This is a genomic window from Kangiella taiwanensis, from assembly GCF_020005165.1.
GTDB classification, from domain to species: domain Bacteria; phylum Pseudomonadota; class Gammaproteobacteria; order Enterobacterales; family Kangiellaceae; genus Kangiella; species Kangiella taiwanensis.
Genome location: NZ_JAHCLT010000002.1, coordinates 751,033 through 768,229, shown reverse-complemented (window position 1 = coordinate 768,229; position 17,197 = coordinate 751,033). Strand labels below are relative to the sequence as shown.

Sequence of the window (17,197 nt, the reverse complement as noted above, 5' to 3'; positions counted from 1 at the left end):
AAAATGGCTAAAGAGAAATTTGAACGTAATAAGCCGCACGTAAACGTAGGAACGATTGGTCACGTAGACCATGGTAAAACTACTTTGACGGCGGCGATTTGTACAGTACTAGCAGACGTGTACGGTGGTGCAGCACAAGCATTTGCAGACATCGATAACGCTCCAGAAGAGCGTGAGCGTGGTATTACTATCGCGACGTCACACGTTGAGTACGAAACACCAGCACGTCACTACGCACACGTAGACTGCCCAGGCCACGCTGACTATGTTAAAAACATGATCACCGGTGCTGCACAGATGGACGGCGCTATTTTGGTGTGTTCAGCAGCAGACGGCCCGATGCCACAAACACGTGAGCACATCTTGTTATCACGTCAGGTAGGTGTACCGAAGATTGTTGTTTTCTTGAACAAGTGCGACATGGTAGACGACGAAGAGTTACTAGAGTTGGTAGAGATGGAAGTGCGTGAACTTCTAGACCAATACGAATTCCCAGGTGACGACACGCCAATCATCCGAGGTTCAGCGTTGAAAGCTTTGGAAGGTGACCAAGGTCCACTAGGTAAAGAAGCGATTGTCGCTTTAGGTGAAGCTCTAGATACTTACATTCCAGAGCCAGAGCGTGCAGTAGACAAGCCATTCTTGTTACCGATTGAGGACGTATTCTCGATTTCAGGTCGTGGTACGGTAGTTACAGGCCGTGTTGAAAGCGGTGTTGTAAAAGTTGGTGAAGAGATTGAAATCGTTGGTATCAAAGATACGACGAAGACAACCGTTACTGGCGTAGAGATGTTCCGTAAGTTGCTTGACCAAGGTGAAGCAGGCGATAACGTAGGTGTTCTTCTACGTGGTACGAAGCGCGACGAAGTAGAGCGTGGTCAAGTATTGGCACACACTGGTACTATCACACCTCACACACGTTTCGAAGCAGAAGTTTACGTATTGTCGAAAGATGAAGGTGGTCGTCACACACCATTCTTCAAAGGCTACCGTCCACAGTTCTACTTCCGTACAACTGACGTAACGGGTGCTGTAGAGTTACCGGAAGGCGTAGAGATGGTTATGCCAGGCGACAACATCAAGATGGATGTTGAGCTGATTGCACCGATTGCGATGGACGAAGGTTTACGCTTCGCGATTCGTGAAGGTGGCCGTACTGTAGGTGCGGGTGTTGTATCTAAAATCCACGAATAAGATTTTAGAGTCACAGCAAGTTTTAAAGGGCACTTCGGTGCCCTTTTTTATGAAAGCCCTAGAAATTGATTTTAGGCAGTAGATCATAAACATTTCGACATGAGGTTTATGACCTAAAGTACCGTTTTTTATACAGTTTCTTTGTAAAAGACTTTCTTTGCAGAAATTGCCAAGAAAGAATTGCAATTCGACAGAGACATTGTATAATTCACGGCCTTATTTTAGACAATCAGTTTAAAGGCCAGTAGTTCAATTGGTAGAGCGTCGGTCTCCAAAACCGAAAGTTGGGGGTTCGAGTCCCTCCTGGCCTGCCACTTCTTTCCGTGGGTGACATTTTCAAGGTTAAGAAAGCGTCAATGTAAGATAAGTGGCTGTTGATAAAGGTTTATTTCATGAGTGCACAAGCAAATACAGAACCATCAAAACTTGATTCTTTGAAGTGGATCGTCGCATTCGCTATATTGTTTGGCGGTATTTATGCGTTTAACGTTCTTGCTGAAGAATCTATCTTGATTCGTGCTGGTATTGTTATCGCCTCGGTTGTTATTGCAATCGCAGTGGCTATGATGACTGCTAAAGGTAAAGGTTTTTGGCAGTTTGTTAAAGGCGCTCGTACCGAATTACGAAAAGTTATTTGGCCAAAAACCAATGAGACCACTCGTATGACAATCGTGGTTATCATCATGATTATCATTCTAGGTGCCTTCTTGTGGTTGCTTGACTGGTTAATTAATAGCTTCTTAATACAGCCAATCTTGGGTTAGGAGACGTCGCATGGCATTACGCTGGTACGTAGTTCAGGCCTTCTCAGGCTATGAAAACAAAGTCAAAAACTTGCTTCAGGAGCGAATTGAGCTTGCTGGTTTGCAAGATAGCTTTGGTGAAGTGCTGGTTCCGACTGAAGAAGTCGTTGAAATGCGTGCAGGACAAAAGCGCAAAAGTGAGCGCAAGTTCTTCCCAGGTTATGTTCTTGTCGAAATGGACATGAACGAAGAAACGTGGCAAGTGGTGCGTAACACGCCTCGTGTCATGGGCTTTATTGGCGGTACGTCTGATCGTCCAGCGCCAATTTCTAAGAAAGAAGCTGATGCGATTCTTAACCGTCTTGAAGACGGAAATGATAAGCCGAAACCGAAAGTATTGTTTGAAGCTGGTGAAATGGTGCGCGTTACCGACGGACCTTTCGCTGACTTTAATGGCGTCGTAGAGTCAGTAAACTACGAAAAAAGCCGCTTACAGGTGTCTGTGTCTATCTTTGGGCGCTCAACTCCTGTAGAATTGGAATTCAGCCAAGTCGAAAAAGGCTAGGCACGAAATTTAAACATAAAGCGATCTCTGTTTGGTCTACTTAAAGGTAGCCAAGTCTGGGGAGCGCTTTTTTGTCTTTGCAAAACGGGGAGCTAGTAATAGCGTTTGTACCCATATTGAGGTGAAACATGGCTAAGAAAGTCGAAGCTTATATTAAGCTACAAGTTGGTGCCGGTATGGCAAACCCAAGTCCACCAGTTGGTCCTGCACTAGGTCAGCACGGTGTGAACATCATGGAATTCTGTAAAGCATTTAACGCTGAAACAGAGAAGGTTGAAAAAGGTCTTCCGATTCCAGTTGTAATTACAGTTTATAACGATCGTAGTTTTACGTTCGTTACTAAAACTCCTCCTGCGGCAGTATTAATTCTAAAAGCAATCGGTGTTAAATCTGGTAGTGGTACGCCTAACACTAAGAAAGTGGGCAAAATCTCTCGTGAGCAATTAGAAGAAATTGCAAAAATGAAAGAACCAGATCTAACAGCAGCTGATATGGACGCTGCAGTTCGTACGATCGCTGGTACAGCACGCTCTATGGGCGTCGACGCGGAGGTATAAGACCATGGCTAAGCAAAGTAAACGTATTCGCGCAATCAACGAGAAAGTTGGCGAGCGCACAGTATTTTCAGCGGTAGAAGCGATCGACTTATTGAAAGACGTGTCTAGCGTGAAATTCGACGAAAGCTTAGAAGTTGCGGTAAACCTTGGTATCGACCCTCGTAAGTCTGACCAAGTGGTTCGTGGCGCAACAGTGCTTCCTAATGGTACTGGTAAAGACGTTCGCGTCGCAGTATTCACTGCTAACGCTGACGCTGCTAAAGAAGCCGGTGCTGACGTTGTTGGTATGGAAGATTTAGCTGAAGAAGTTAAGAAAGGCAACATGGACTTTGACGTGGTTATCGCTAGCCCAGACGCTATGCGTGTGGTTGGTCAACTAGGTCAAATCTTAGGTCCTAAAGGTTTAATGCCAAACCCTAAAGTGGGTACGGTAACTCCTGATGTTGCAACGGCTGTTAAAAATGCAAAAGCGGGTCAGGTTCAATACCGCGCAGACAAGAACGGTATCGTTCATGCTGCAATCGGTAAAGTAAGCTTTAGCTCTGAGCAGCTAGAGCAAAACTTAACGTCATTATTAATGGCGCTTAAGAAAGCTAAGCCGGCTTCATCAAAAGGTACTTACTTGAAGAAGATTTCTCTATCTTCAACGATGGGACCTGGTTTAACACTTGATAAGTCTTCAATCTCTCTTAAAGACTAATTCTTTCAAAGAGAATCTTTAAGAAAAGTACTGTAAGACTGATTAATTTTGTTTAAGTAGGGATCGCTTAAACATACTTGAAATAGACAGTTGCGTTTATTTCAAAACAAGGCTTTGGGTTTCCTGGGTTTTAAAAGCAATTCAGGGAACCGTCAAAGACCGTAGGTACTGACGAGTCGTCAGCTTCTGAAGATTACTAGGGTAGAGATACTTTGGTAGAGAGAAGAAGGACAACGATGAGTTGGTTTAATCCAACGAGCGATAGCTCTCAAGCCTACGCAGACGGTGAGACCTGATGAAACTTTTATAGTGGAATCGTTCACCGTGACTCAAAGGATAAGGCTTGCCTTATCAAAACTGTAACTCAAGCCGAACTTCGGTAAGGTTTGAAACAATCGGAGGTGAACTAGTGGCACTTGGACTAGAAGGCAAAAAGGCGATTGTTACTGAGGTAAACGAAGTAGCAAAGACAGCCCTTTCAGCCGTTATTGCTGAGTACCGCGGTTTAACAGTAGAGCAAATGACTGAGCTTCGCGTGAAAGCACGTGAAAGCAACGTTTATGTGCGTGTTGTTCGTAACACGTTAGCTCGTCGCGCTGTTGAAGATACAGAGTTCGCTTGTATGCAAGATGCACTAACTGGTCCTCTAGTTTATGCATTCTCAATCGACGCACCTGGTGCGGCTGCGCGTCTTTTCAAAGACTTCGCAAAAGAGAATGACTTACTAGAAGTAACTGGTTTGTCTATTGCTGGTGAAATGCACGGTCCAGAGCGTTTAGACGCTATCGCTGCACTACCAACAAGAGACGAAGCGCTTGCGTCGCTAATGAGCGTAATGATTGCACCTGTTACGAAACTTGCTCGTACTTTCAACGAAGTACCAAGCAAAGTTACTCGTGCAGTGGCAGCTGTTCGCGATCAGAAGCAAGAAGCAGCTTAATATTTTCACTACGAATACTGTTAGATCGTAGTTTAAATTTTTATTTATTTTTGAAATTAAATACCCAGGAGACTGAAAATGGCTCTATCTAAAGATGATATCTTAAACGCTATTGCTGAAATGAGCGTAATGGACGTTGTTGAACTTGTTGAAGCAATGGAAGAAAAATTCGGCGTATCAGCAGCTGCAGCAGTTGCAGTAGCTGGTCCAGCAGCTGGCGGCGACGCTGGTGGTGCTGCTGAGCAGACTGAATTTGACGTAGTTATGAAAAGCTTCGGCGGTAACAAAGTAGCTGTAATTAAAGCTATCCGCGGCATCACTGGTCTTGGCTTGAAAGAAGCTAAAGAAATGGTTGAAGGCGCTCCTGTTGCTGTTAAAGAAGGCGTTGAGAAAGACGAAGCTGAAGACGTTAAGAAGCAATTGGAAGAAGCTGGCGCTGAAGTTGAAATCAAGTAATAACCAATTATTGCTTGGTGTCAATTAACGACAGCAAATGATCCAAAATGGCTGGTGACATTGTCACCGGCCTTTTTGCCGTTAAAAAACGGTAGGTGGCGAGAGCCGCATTTTCTCTCAGGTTGCAGTCTCTTAAAAGAGCGAAAGCCACGAGAGTTTGTCTCAAAAGAGACAAAACTAAAACGAGTTAAAGTTAGCGAGCCGAGGAACCCAAATGGCATATTCTTACACTGAGAAAAAACGAATCCGCAAGGATTTTGGTCGACGTTCAAAAATTCTCGATGTGCCTTATCTGTTGGCAATTCAATTGGATTCATACCGTGAATTCCTTGAGCCAAAAGGCGATAACGATTCTGGTTTGGACTCTGCGTTCAAATCGATCTTCCCTATCGAAAGCTATTCAGGTAATGCTGCTCTTGAGTACGTAAGCTACTCAATGGGTGAGCCAGTATTCAATGTTAAGGAATGTCAGATTCGTGGCATTACTTACTCTGCGCCATTGCGCGTAAAAATTCGCTTAGTGATCTATGATAAAGATTCTAAGACGAAGAAAGTTAAAGACATCCGTGAGCAAGAAGTATTCATGGGTGAGTTACCTTTGATGACCGAAAACGGTACTTTTGTCATCAATGGTACTGAACGTGTTATTGTTTCTCAGTTACACCGTAGTCCTGGTGTATTCTTTGACTCAGACCGTGGTAAAACCCACAGCTCTGGTAAGTTGTTATACCAAGCTCGCGTGATTCCTTACCGTGGTTCATGGTTGGACTTCGAGTTCGATCCTAAAGATATGCTATACGTGCGAATCGACCGTCGCCGTAAATTACCAGCTTCAATTATCTTGCGTGCGCTAGAGTACTCAACACAAGATATGCTGGATATGTTCTTCGAGCGTAATAACTTCTACATTACTAAAGATGGTGGCATCCAGCTTGAGCTAGTGCCGTCTCGTTTACGTGGTGAAACTGCAACCTTCGATATCAAAGCGAAGAGCAAAGTTGTGGTAGAAGAAGGTCGTCGTATTACTCCTCGTCATATCCAACAGCTGGAAAAAGCCGGCATTAAGAAATTAGACGTACCGACTGAGTACATCTATGGCCGTGCTTTAGCGACAGATATTATCGATAAAGACTCTGGTGAAGTGATCGCTGAAGCTAACGCAGAGATTACTGAAGAGTTACTAGAGACTCTAATCGAAGCAAATGTTAGTGATCTACCTACGTTGTACACCAACGATTTAGATCACGGTCCTTACATGTCAGATACTTTGCGTATTGACCCAAGTAAGACTGCTTTAGAAGCAAAAGTAGAAATCTACCGCATGATGCGTCCTGGTGAGCCACCAACGCAAGAAGCGGCTGAAGGTTTGTTTGAAAACTTATTCTTCAACCAAGAGCGTTATGATTTGTCGCGCGTTGGACGCATGAAGTTCAACCGTCGTGTTGGTCGTGATGAAATCGAAGGTGAAGGAACTTTATCAAACGAAGACATTATTGATGTCATGAAAACCTTGATTGATATCCGTAATGGTAACGGTACCGTTGATGATATCGATCACTTAGGTAACCGTCGTATTCGTTGCGTTGGTGAGATGGCAGAAAACCAATTCCGTGTTGGTTTGGTTCGTGTTGAGCGCGCAGTAAAAGAGCGTTTGTCACAAGCTGAAAGCGAAAACTTAATGCCACAAGATTTGATCAACGCAAAACCTGTGTCAGCGGCTGTCAAAGAATTCTTCGGTTCTAGCCAGTTGTCGCAGTTTATGGACCAAAACAACCCATTGTCAGAAATCACGCACAAGCGTCGTGTTTCTGCATTAGGTCCTGGTGGTTTGACGCGTGAGCGTGCGGGCTTTGAGGTTCGAGACGTACACCCAACTCACTATGGTCGTGTGTGTCCAATTGAGACGCCAGAGGGTCCAAACATTGGTTTGATTAACTCGTTGGCATGTTATGCACGTACTAACGATTATGGTTTCCTTGAAACACCATACCGTCGTGTAAAAGATGGCAAGCCAACAGCAGACGTCGACTACTTGTCAGCGATCGATGAAGGTAAGTTCATCATTGCACAGGCAAACGCAAACTTGGATAAAGACGGTAAGTTCAGCGATGAGCTAGTACCTTCTCGTAACCAAGGTGAGTTCATGCTTGCAACGCCTGATCAAGTTGAATATATGGACGTTTCGCCACAACAGATCGTATCGGTTGCGGCAAGTATGATTCCATTCCTTGAACACGATGATGCGAACCGTGCATTGATGGGCTCGAACATGCAACGTCAGGCGGTTCCAACCTTGCGTGCTGAAAAGCCGTTAGTTGGTACGGGTATGGAGCGTGCAGTAGCGGTTGACTCTGGTGTCGTTGTTGCTGCTAAGCGTGGCGGTGTTGTAGACCAAGTTGATGCGAGTCGTGTCGTTATCCGTGTTCATGAAGATGAAGTAGGCGACAACGATTCTGGTGTTGATATTTACAACTTCACCAAGTACACGCGTTCGAACCAGAATACTTGTATTAACCAACGTCCAATCGTTAAGCAAGGGGACATCATTGAGCGAGGCGATGTATTAGCTGACGGCCCTTCAACTGACTTAGGTGAGTTGGCGTTAGGTCAAAACATGCGCGTAGCCTTCATGCCTTGGAATGGTTACAACTTTGAGGATTCAATCCTTATTTCTGAAAACGTGGTACAAGAAGACCGCTTCACCAGTATCCACATTCAGGAGTTAACCTGTATTTCGCGTGACACTAAATTAGGTCCTGAAGAAATTACTTCAGATATCCCGAACGTTGGTGAAAGCGCGCTAAGCAAACTTGACGAGTCAGGTATTGTTTATATTGGTGCAGAAGTTAAGCCGGGTGACATCTTAGTCGGTAAAGTAACACCTAAAGGTGAAACTCAGTTGACGCCAGAAGAAAAATTGCTAAGAGCAATCTTTGGTGAGAAAGCTTCTGACGTAAAAGATACCTCTTTACGCGTTGGTACTTCAACACACGGTACGGTTATTGATGTTCAAGTCTTTACTCGTGACGGTGTTGAGAAAGATGCGCGTGCTAAAGAAATCGAGAACAGTGAAGTTGCTCGCGCCAAGAAAGACATTAACGATGAGTTTCGTATTTTGGCGGAAAGCATCTATCAGCGTGCACGTAACTTAATTACTGGCTGTGTTGCAGAAAAAGGCCCTAACAAGTTAAAGAAAGGCAGCAAAGTGACTGTTGACTATTTAGACGAGTTAGAACCAAAGCAATACTTAGATATTCAATTGCGTGTAGAAGAAAAGCAGCAAGCGCTGGAAAGTTTAGCAAACTACCTTGCTGAGCAGCGTAAAGAGTACGATAAGAAATTTGATATCCAAAAAGTAAAAATCACTCAAGGTGATGATTTACAACCAGGTGTTCAGAAGATCGTAAAAGTTTACCTAGCAGTTAAACGTCGTATCCAGCCTGGCGATAAGATGGCTGGTCGTCACGGTAACAAAGGTGTTATTTCTAACATCGTTCCTGTCGAAGACATGCCATACGATGACAAAGGTGTTCCAGTCGATATCGTTTTGAACCCGCTGGGCGTACCTTCACGTATGAACATCGGTCAGGTGCTTGAAACGCACTTAGGCTGGGCTGCGAAAGGTGTTGGTGAAAAAATCGGTGAATTACTAGATACCGGTAAAGCACCAAAAACGGTTAAGACATTCTTGAATAAAGTTTATAACCACCGTGATGATAAGGCCGTGGATTTATCAGAACTTTCTGATGATGAAGTCATGAATATGGCAGGCAACTTACGTAATGGTGTTCCAATGGCGACGCCAGTATTCGATGGTGCTGCGGAAACAGACATTCATGCAATGTTTGATTTAGCAGAGCTACCGAAAACAGGTCAAACGTGGTTATACGACGGTCGTACCGGCGATAAATTCGAGCGTCCGGTGACGGTTGGTTACATGTATATGCTGAAATTGAACCACTTAGTTGATGACAAGATGCACGCCCGTTCTACTGGTTCGTACAGTCTTGTTACACAGCAGCCATTGGGCGGTAAAGCTCAGTTCGGTGGTCAGCGTTTCGGTGAGATGGAAGTTTGGGCACTTGAAGCATACGGCGCAGCTTATACGCTTCAGGAAATGCTTACGGTTAAGTCGGATGACGTTAACGGTCGTACACGTATGTACAAAAATATCGTTGATGGCAATCATCAGATGGAACCAGGTATGCCAGAGTCGTTCAATGTATTGACGAAAGAGATCAAGTCTCTTGCGATTAACATTGAACTTGAGCATGACGAGTAAGGCATCGGCCTAATAAAGAACTCCATCGCTTCGGAGTAGAGCATAAGCAATACTCCGAAGCCATTAGGATAAGGTTTTAACTCCAGCAGGAGAACGATTGTGAAAGACTTATTAAATTTAGTTAAGCAGCAGAGTCAATCCGAAGAGTTTGATGCGATCCGAATTGGATTAGCATCACCGGATCAAATCCGCTCTTGGTCTTATGGCGAAGTCAAAAAGCCTGAGACAATTAACTATCGTACCTTTAAACCGGAGCGTGACGGTTTATTCTGTGCCAAAATTTTTGGCCCAGTAAAAGATTACGAGTGTTTATGTGGCAAATATAAGCGTTTAAAGCACCGCGGTATTATCTGTGAAAAGTGTGGTGTTGAAGTCACGTTAACTAAAGTTCGTCGTGAGCGCATGGGCCATATTGACCTAGCGTGTCCTGTGGCGCACATTTGGTTCTTGAAATCACTACCAAGCCGCATTGGTATGTTGATGGATATGACGTTACGCGATATCGAGCGTGTGTTGTATTTTGAAGCGTTCGTAGTGACTGACCCAGGTATGACAACTCTTGAGACTGGCCAGCTATTAAGCGAAGAAGGCTATCTTGACGCGTTGGAAGAATTTGGAGACGACTTCGAAGCGAAGATGGGTGCGGAAGCGGTTAGCGAACTTCTGGACCATATCGATTTAAAAGAAGAAGCGCACAGAATCCGTGAGGAAGAAATTCCATCTACAAACTCTGAGACTAAGCTTAAGAAATTAAGTAAACGTCTTAAATTATTAGAAGCATTCATTGAGTCAGGTAACGACCCTCAGTGGATGATCATGAAGGTATTGCCGGTCCTTCCACCAGATTTGCGTCCATTAGTACCGCTGGATGGTGGTCGTTTCGCGACGTCTGACTTGAACGATCTATACCGCCGTGTGATTAACCGTAATAACCGTTTGAAGCGCCTTCTTGACCTAAACGCTCCTGACATCATCGTGCGCAACGAAAAGCGTATGTTACAGGAGTCAGTTGACGCGCTACTTGATAATGGTCGTCGCGGTCGTGCGATAACAGGCTCTAACAAGCGTCCATTGAAATCTTTGGCAGACATGATCAAAGGTAAGCAGGGTCGTTTCCGTCAGAACCTTCTTGGTAAGCGTGTTGACTACTCTGGTCGTTCGGTGATCGTAGTAGGTCCAACATTAAAATTACACCAGTGTGGTCTTCCTAAGAAGATGGCATTGGAGCTATTCAAGCCATTTATCTACAGCAAGCTTGAACTTCGTGGTCTAGCGACGACGATTAAAGCCGCTAAGAAAATGGTTGAGCGTGAAGAGCCAATTGTTTGGGACATCTTAGAAGAAGTAATTCGCGAGCATCCAGTTCTTCTAAACCGTGCACCAACACTTCACCGTCTTGGTATTCAGGCGTTCGAACCTGTACTGATTGAAGGTAAAGCAATTCAGCTTCACCCATTAGTTTGTACGGCATACAACGCTGACTTCGATGGTGACCAAATGGCGGTTCACGTTCCATTAACGCTAGAAGCTCAGTTAGAGTCTCGTGCGTTGATGATGTCTACCAACAACATTCTTTCGCCTGCAAACGGTGAGCCAATCATCGTACCGACACAGGACGTTGTATTAGGCTTGTACTACTTAACGCGTGATCGTGTTAATGCTAAAGGCGAAGGCATGGTCTTCGTTGATGCAGACGAAGTGCAACGTGCTTACGCAAACGGCGCTGTAGATTTGCACGCAAAAGTTAAAGTACGTCTACCAATGGTTCATTTCGATGAAGAAGGTAATCGTACAGAATCATTAGATTTAGTTGAAACGACTGTTGGGCGTTCACTACTTTGGGGCATCGTACCAGAAGGTATTAGCTTCGATCTTGTGAACCAAGCAATGACGAAAAAAGCTATCTCTCGCATGGTAAACACCTGTTACCGCGAGCGTGGTTTGAAAGCGACCGTTATTTTTGCTGACCAATTAATGTATACCGGCTTTTCGTACGCAACTCGTTCTGGTACTTCGGTTGGTATCGAAGATATGGCAATCCCAGACGTTAAAGCGGGCATTATCGAGTCAGCAGAAGCTGAAGTTGCTGAGATTCAAGACCAGTTTAACTCAGGTCTTGTAACTCAAGGCGAGCGTTACAACAAAGTTGTCGATATCTGGTCGCATACGAACGAAAAAGTCGCAAAAGCGATGATGGACCATATTGGTACCGATGATATTGAAAATAAAGACGGTGAAGTGGTTACTCAACCATCGTTTAACTCGATCTTTATGATGGCGGACTCAGGCGCTCGTGGTAGTGCCGCACAGATTCGTCAGCTAGCGGGTATGCGTGGTCTGATGGCGAAACCGGATGGCTCGATTATTGAAATGCCGATTACCGCGAACTTCCGGGAAGGTCTGGACGTATCGCAGTACTTTATTTCGACGCACGGTGCGCGTAAAGGTTTGGCCGATACCGCATTGAAAACAGCAAACTCGGGTTACTTAACGCGTCGTCTAGTTGACGTTGCGCAAGACATGGTGATTACTACCGAAGACTGTGGCACTGAAAATGGTCTATACATGACGCCGCTGATCGAAGGTGGTGACGTTGTTGAGCCGTTACGTGAGCGTGTACTTGGCCGTGTTGTTGCAGAGCATGTCTATGTTCCAGGTACAGACGAAGTGCTAGCAGAAGCGGGGACCTTACTTGATGAGAAGTGGGTAGATACCCTTGAGCAGAACTCTGTTGATGAAGTTAAAGTACGCTCGGTTATCACCTGTGAAACTCGTACTGGTGTGTGTGCAGCATGTTACGGTCGTGACTTGGCTCGTGGTCATATTATTAACCACGGTGAATCGGTTGGTGTTATTGCTGCGCAATCGATTGGTGAGCCGGGTACACAGCTTACGATGCGTACCTTCCACATCGGTGGTGCAGCATCTCGTGCGTCTGCTGATAACAACGTACAAATTAAGAACGATGGTACGTTACGTCTTAAGAACGCTAAAACTGTTGAGCGTAAAGACGGCAAGCAAGTTATCGTATCGCGTTCATCTGAATTGAACGTAGTTGACGAATTCGGTCGTGAGCGTGAGCGTTATAAGCTTCCATACGGTGCTGTATTAGCGAAGAATGAAGGTGAAGAAGCGAAAGGTGGCGACATTGTTGCTAACTGGGATCCGCACACTCACCCAATCATTACGGAGCTAGACGGTAAGATTCAATTCGTGGACATGCTTGAAGGTGTCAATATCGAGCGTCAAACGGATGAACTAACTGGTTTGAGTTCGATCGTTATTACCGAAAACAAGCAACGTTCAGGCAGCAAGTCTTCAGACGTGAAGCCAGCGATTAAATTGTTAGATGCGAAAGGTAAAGAGTTGTGTATCCCAGGTACGGATATGCCTGCGGTTTACTTCTTGCCAACTAACGCAATCGTTAGCTTGGAAGATGGTGCGGAAGTAAGTATTGGTGATGCGATTGCTCGTATTCCTCAAGAAAGCTCGAAAACAAAAGATATTACGGGTGGTCTACCTCGAGTAGCCGACCTGTTCGAAGCTCGTAAGCCGAAAGAGCCAGCAATTCTTGCTGAAATTTCAGGTACAGTAAGCTTCGGTAAAGAGACTAAAGGTAAGCGTCGTCTAGTGATTACTCCTCATGACAGCGACGAAACCTATGAAGAACTGATTCCGAAATGGCGTCAACTGAACATCTTCGAAGGTGAGAAAGTTGAGAAGGGTGAGGTTGTATCTGACGGTGCAGATAATCCACACGACATTCTTCGTCTTAAAGGAATCACAGAGCTTGCGCGTTACATCGTGAATGAAGTTCAAGAAGTTTATCGTCTACAAGGTGTAGGCATTAACGATAAGCACATTGAAGTTGTTATTCGTCAGATGTTGCGTAAGTGTATTATTACTGATCCAGGTGACTCTCGCTTCCTAAAAGGTGATCAAATGGAAGTCATCAGAGTGCTTGAGGCAAACGATAAGTTAGCTGAAGAAGGTAAAGAACCTATCAAGTTTGAGCGTGTATTGATGGGTATTACTAAAGCATCATTGGCAACAGAATCGTTTATCTCGGCGGCATCATTCCAGGAAACGACTCGTGTTCTTACCGAAGCGGCTGTGAGCGGTAAGATGGATGACTTGAATGGCTTGAAAGAAAACGTCATCGTGGGACGTCTAATTCCAGCAGGTACTGGTTTGACATACCACGAAGAACGTCGTCGCAAGCGTGCTGCAGAACTACAAATCGAAGATGTTGTAGGTCCGTCAGCAGATGACGTTGAGCAAGCTCTTTCAGAAGAGTTAAGCTCAATCGAAGATAGCGAGGCTTAAAGTGCTGAGCCTGTTCAGTTTTTGATCATTGAGCAGGCTTGACAACCTATTAGGACCTCTTTAGAATAGCGCGCCCTAGGTACTAGGTCTTGTAAAAGACGCCCTTAAACGGCGCGCTGTGTAAAGCGTGAACCAGATTATAGAGAATGAATTAATGGCTACTATTAATCAGCTTGTAAGAAAACCTCGCGTTAAGCAGGTTAAAAAGACAAACGTTCCAGCATTGGAATCTTGCCCGCAAAAGCGTGGTGTTTGTACGCGTGTTTATACAACTACGCCAAAGAAGCCGAACTCAGCATTACGTAAAGTTGCTCGTGTTCGTCTAACTAACGGTTATGAAGTATCTTCATACATCGGTGGTGAAGGTCACAACCTTCAAGAGCACAGCGTTGTACTAATTCGCGGCGGTCGTGTAAAAGATTTGCCGGGTGTACGTTATCACTGTGTACGCGGTACTTTGGACTTAGCTGGCGTTAAAGATCGTAAGCAAGGTCGTTCAAAATACGGCGCTAAACGTCCTAAGGGATAAAATCCCTATTGCGGCGTTAATTGAGTTTTTGTTACTGCAATTCATTGGCTACTCGCCATTTTCACAGCACAAAAACTCAATTGCCTTGCACTAGAAATTTTAATCTAGTCAGGGCGAGGCCTTAATACAATTTAAATATTAAGGCTCTACAATTAGAGAATAGTCTAGTAGCTGATCGTCCGATCGGCTATTTCACTATGTGAGTAAGGCCAGATAAGTGCCGTAACAGCTTATTCTGGATTGTCCTGAAGTTACACATGCATGAGGAAAATTTGACATGCCAAGAAGACGTGTTGTCGCAAAACGCGAGATCCTTCCTGATCCGAAATTCGGAAGTGAGTTATTAGCGAAGTTCATCAACGTTTTGATGCTTGACGGTAAAAAGTCAGTTGCAGAAAAAATCGTTTACGGTGCGCTAGATATCATTTCTGAGAAGAAATCAGGCGAAGAACCACTAGAAATGTTTGAAAAAGGTTTGGAAAACATCCGCCCAATGGTGGAAGTTAAGTCACGCCGTGTTGGTGGTTCAACCTACCAAGTACCAGTTGAAGTTCGTCCTGCTCGTCAGACTGCGCTAGCTATGCGTTGGTTAACTGACGCTGCTCGTAAGCGTAGTGAGAAATCTATGCGTGAGCGTTTAGCTGGTGAAGTTCTAGATGCAATCGAAAGCCGTGGTTCAGCTGTTAAGAAACGTGAAGACGTTCATCGTATGGCTGAAGCGAACAAAGCTTTCTCGCATTTCCGTTGGTAATCCAAGGAGTTTATTGTGGCACGTAAAACCCCGATCAAACGATACCGTAATATTGGTATCTGTGCGCACGTTGATGCCGGTAAAACGACAACAACTGAGCGTATTCTTTTCTACACTGGTCTTTCTCATAAGATCGGTGAAGTTCACGATGGCGCCGCGACGATGGATTGGATGGAGCAGGAGCAGGAGCGTGGTATTACTATTACTTCGGCTGCGACTACAACATTCTGGCGTGGTATGGACGCTCAGTTCGAAGAGCACCGTATCAACATCATCGACACCCCTGGACACGTTGACTTTACGATTGAAGTAGAGCGTTCACTACGTGTACTTGACGGTGCGGTAGTGGTTCTGTGTGGTTCGTCTGGTGTACAACCACAAACTGAAACAGTATGGCGTCAAGCAGACAAGTATGAAGTTCCACGTATGGTTTTCGTTAACAAAATGGACCGTGCTGGTGCTGATTTCGAAATGGTTGTTTCTCAGCTACGTGATCGTTTGAATGCGACTGCTGTTCCAATGCAAATGACTATTGGTGCAGAAGACGAGTTCAAAGGTGTTGTTGACTTAGTTAAGAACAAAGCGATCATCTGGAACGAAGAAGACAACGGCTTAACGTTTACTTACGAAGACATCCCTGCGGACTTAGCTGATAAGTGTGCAGAAATGCGTGAGTACATGGTTGAAGCTGCGGCTGAATCGTCTGAAGAGATGATGGAAAAATACCTTGAAGAAGGTGAGCTTTCTGAAGAAGACATCAAAAAAGGTATTCGTCAGCGTACACTAGCTAACGAAATCATCCCTGTATTTGGTGGTTCTGCATTCAAGAACAAAGGTGTTCAAGCCGTTCTTGATGCAACGATTGAGTACATGCCTTCTCCAACAGAAGTTAAAGCGATTCAAGGTACTGTTGATCTTGATGGTGAAGAAATCGAAACTCGTGAAGCAGACGATAATGCTCCATTTGCAGCATTGGCGTTCAAAATCGCGACTGACCCATTCGTGGGTACATTAACTTTCTTCCGTGTTTACTCAGGTGTTATTAACTCTGGTGACCACGTTTACAACTCTGTTAAAGACAAGAAAGAGCGTATCGGTCGTATCGTACAGATGCACTCAAACAGTCGTGAAGAAATTAAAGAAGTTCGCGCAGGCGATATCGCCGCTGGTGTTGGTCTTAAAGACGTAACAACAGGTGATACTCTTTGTGCCCTAGATAGCAAAATTATTCTAGAGCGTATGGAATTCCCTGAGCCAGTAATCTCGGTTGCGGTTGAGCCAAAAACTAAAGCTGACCAAGAGAAAATGGGTATTGCTTTAGGTAAGTTGGCGCAAGAAGATCCATCGTTCCAAGTTCGCACTGACGAAGAGTCAGGCCAGACCATTATTTCTGGTATGGGTGAGCTTCACTTGGATATTCTTGTTGACCGTATGAAGCGTGAGTTTAAAGTTGAAGCAAACATCGGTGCGCCTCAGGTAGCTTACCGTGAGTCTATCCGCAACACAGTTGAAGTCGAAGGTAAATTCGTACGTCAATCTGGTGGTCGCGGTCAGTACGGTCACGTTTGGGTTAAGCTTGAGCCACAAGAGCCTGGTTCAGGTTTCGAGTTTGTTAACGAAATCGTTGGTGGTGTTGTACCGAAAGAATATATCGGTGCAGTACAAAAGGGTATCGAAGAGCAGCTTGAAAACGGTATTATCGCTGGTTACCCAGTGCTAGACGTTAAAGCGACGCTTTATGATGGTTCTTACCACGATGTTGACTCGAATGAGATGGCGTTTAAGATCGCAGGTAGTATGGCGGTTAAAAATGCGGCTTCTACAGCGAACCCAGCATTGCTTGAGCCAATGATGAAAGTTGAAGTAGTAACTCCTGAAGAGTACATGGGTGACGTTATGGGTGACCTTAACCGTCGTCGTGGACTTGTTAAAGGTATGGGTGAAAACTCAACGGGTAAGGTGATTGACGCTGAAGTACCACTATCAGAGATGTTTGGTTATGCGACAGACGTACGTAGTTTGTCACAAGGCCGCGCAAGCTTTACGATGGAGTTCGCTCATTATGCTGAAGCTCCAACGAACATCGCTGAAGAAGTGATTAGTAAGAATTCTTAATTTTAAATTTATAGTTCCAGAGAATTAGAGGAATTGAAA

12 protein-coding genes and 1 tRNA gene are annotated in these 17,197 nt (G+C 44.7%); all 13 read left to right on the top strand.

The genetic code is table 11. The annotated features are described in order from the left end of the window. Positions 1-3: 3 nt before the first annotated feature. Positions 4-1,194, top strand: coding sequence for an elongation factor Tu (gene tuf / locus KFK88_RS09220; RefSeq protein ID WP_223578778.1), 1,191 nt, complete (start codon positions 4-6; stop codon positions 1,192-1,194). Positions 1,195-1,432: 238 nt separating this feature from the next. Next, positions 1,433-1,508: transfer RNA gene (locus KFK88_RS09215), tRNA-Trp, on the top strand. 78 nt (positions 1,509-1,586) lie between these two features. Further along, positions 1,587-1,958 (top strand): preprotein translocase subunit SecE, encoded by a 372-nt coding sequence (gene secE / locus KFK88_RS09210; protein ID WP_223578793.1) that lies wholly within the window; start codon positions 1,587-1,589, stop codon positions 1,956-1,958. A gap of 10 nt (positions 1,959-1,968) precedes the next feature. After that, positions 1,969-2,502, top strand: coding sequence for a transcription termination/antitermination protein NusG (nusG, locus tag KFK88_RS09205; RefSeq protein WP_223578791.1), 534 nt, complete (start codon positions 1,969-1,971; stop codon positions 2,500-2,502). Between the two features lie 128 nt (positions 2,503-2,630). Further along, entirely contained in the window at positions 2,631-3,059 is a 429-nt protein-coding gene (gene rplK / locus KFK88_RS09200; protein ID WP_223578789.1) for a 50S ribosomal protein L11, read from the top strand. Positions 3,060-3,063: 4 nt separating this feature from the next. Further along, positions 3,064-3,759 carry a 50S ribosomal protein L1 gene (gene rplA / locus KFK88_RS09195; RefSeq protein ID WP_223578787.1) on the top strand — a complete coding sequence of 232 codons (696 nt, stop codon included), beginning with the start codon at positions 3,064-3,066 and terminating at the stop codon, positions 3,757-3,759. Positions 3,760-4,168: 409 nt separating this feature from the next. Beyond that, complete coding sequence (rplJ, locus tag KFK88_RS09190; protein WP_223578785.1) at positions 4,169-4,699, top strand: 50S ribosomal protein L10; 531 nt, start codon at positions 4,169-4,171, stop codon at positions 4,697-4,699. Between the two features lie 78 nt (positions 4,700-4,777). Beyond that, positions 4,778-5,155 (top strand): 50S ribosomal protein L7/L12, encoded by a 378-nt coding sequence (gene rplL / locus KFK88_RS09185; RefSeq protein WP_223578784.1) that lies wholly within the window; start codon positions 4,778-4,780, stop codon positions 5,153-5,155. A gap of 214 nt (positions 5,156-5,369) precedes the next feature. Continuing rightward, the gene (gene rpoB / locus KFK88_RS09180; RefSeq protein ID WP_223578783.1) at positions 5,370-9,437 is read left to right on the top strand and encodes a DNA-directed RNA polymerase subunit beta; all 4,068 of its coding nucleotides are present in this window, start codon (positions 5,370-5,372) and stop codon (positions 9,435-9,437) included. A gap of 99 nt (positions 9,438-9,536) precedes the next feature. After that, positions 9,537-13,763: a DNA-directed RNA polymerase subunit beta' gene (gene rpoC, locus KFK88_RS09175; protein ID WP_223578782.1), complete on the top strand. Its 4,227-nt coding sequence runs from the start codon at positions 9,537-9,539 to the stop codon at positions 13,761-13,763. A 154-nt stretch (positions 13,764-13,917) separates the two neighbouring features. Further along, positions 13,918-14,292 (top strand): 30S ribosomal protein S12, encoded by a 375-nt coding sequence (rpsL, locus tag KFK88_RS09170; protein WP_223578781.1) that lies wholly within the window; start codon positions 13,918-13,920, stop codon positions 14,290-14,292. Positions 14,293-14,569: 277 nt separating this feature from the next. Next, the gene (rpsG, locus tag KFK88_RS09165; RefSeq protein ID WP_223578780.1) at positions 14,570-15,043 is read left to right on the top strand and encodes a 30S ribosomal protein S7; all 474 of its coding nucleotides are present in this window, start codon (positions 14,570-14,572) and stop codon (positions 15,041-15,043) included. Positions 15,044-15,058: 15 nt separating this feature from the next. Next, complete coding sequence (fusA, locus tag KFK88_RS09160) at positions 15,059-17,158, top strand: elongation factor G (protein WP_223578779.1); 2,100 nt, start codon at positions 15,059-15,061, stop codon at positions 17,156-17,158. The last annotated feature ends 39 nt before the right edge of the window (positions 17,159-17,197 follow it).

Bases quoted from the DNA above. Each gene is read 5' to 3' on its own strand.
- rpsL (WP_223578781.1), top strand. From the start codon at position 13,918: ATGGCTACTATTAATCAGCTTGTAAGAAAACCTCGCGTTAAGCAGGTT.
- nusG (WP_223578791.1), top strand. From the start codon at position 1,969: ATGGCATTACGCTGGTACGTAGTTCAGGCCTTCTCAGGCTATGAAAAC.
- tuf (WP_223578778.1), top strand. From the start codon at position 4: ATGGCTAAAGAGAAATTTGAACGTAATAAGCCGCACGTAAACGTAGGA.
- rplA (WP_223578787.1), top strand. From the start codon at position 3,064: ATGGCTAAGCAAAGTAAACGTATTCGCGCAATCAACGAGAAAGTTGGC.
- rplL (WP_223578784.1), top strand. From the start codon at position 4,778: ATGGCTCTATCTAAAGATGATATCTTAAACGCTATTGCTGAAATGAGC.
- rplK (WP_223578789.1), top strand. From the start codon at position 2,631: ATGGCTAAGAAAGTCGAAGCTTATATTAAGCTACAAGTTGGTGCCGGT.
- secE (WP_223578793.1), top strand. From the start codon at position 1,587: ATGAGTGCACAAGCAAATACAGAACCATCAAAACTTGATTCTTTGAAG.
- rpoB (WP_223578783.1), top strand. From the start codon at position 5,370: ATGGCATATTCTTACACTGAGAAAAAACGAATCCGCAAGGATTTTGGT.
- rpsG (WP_223578780.1), top strand. From the start codon at position 14,570: ATGCCAAGAAGACGTGTTGTCGCAAAACGCGAGATCCTTCCTGATCCG.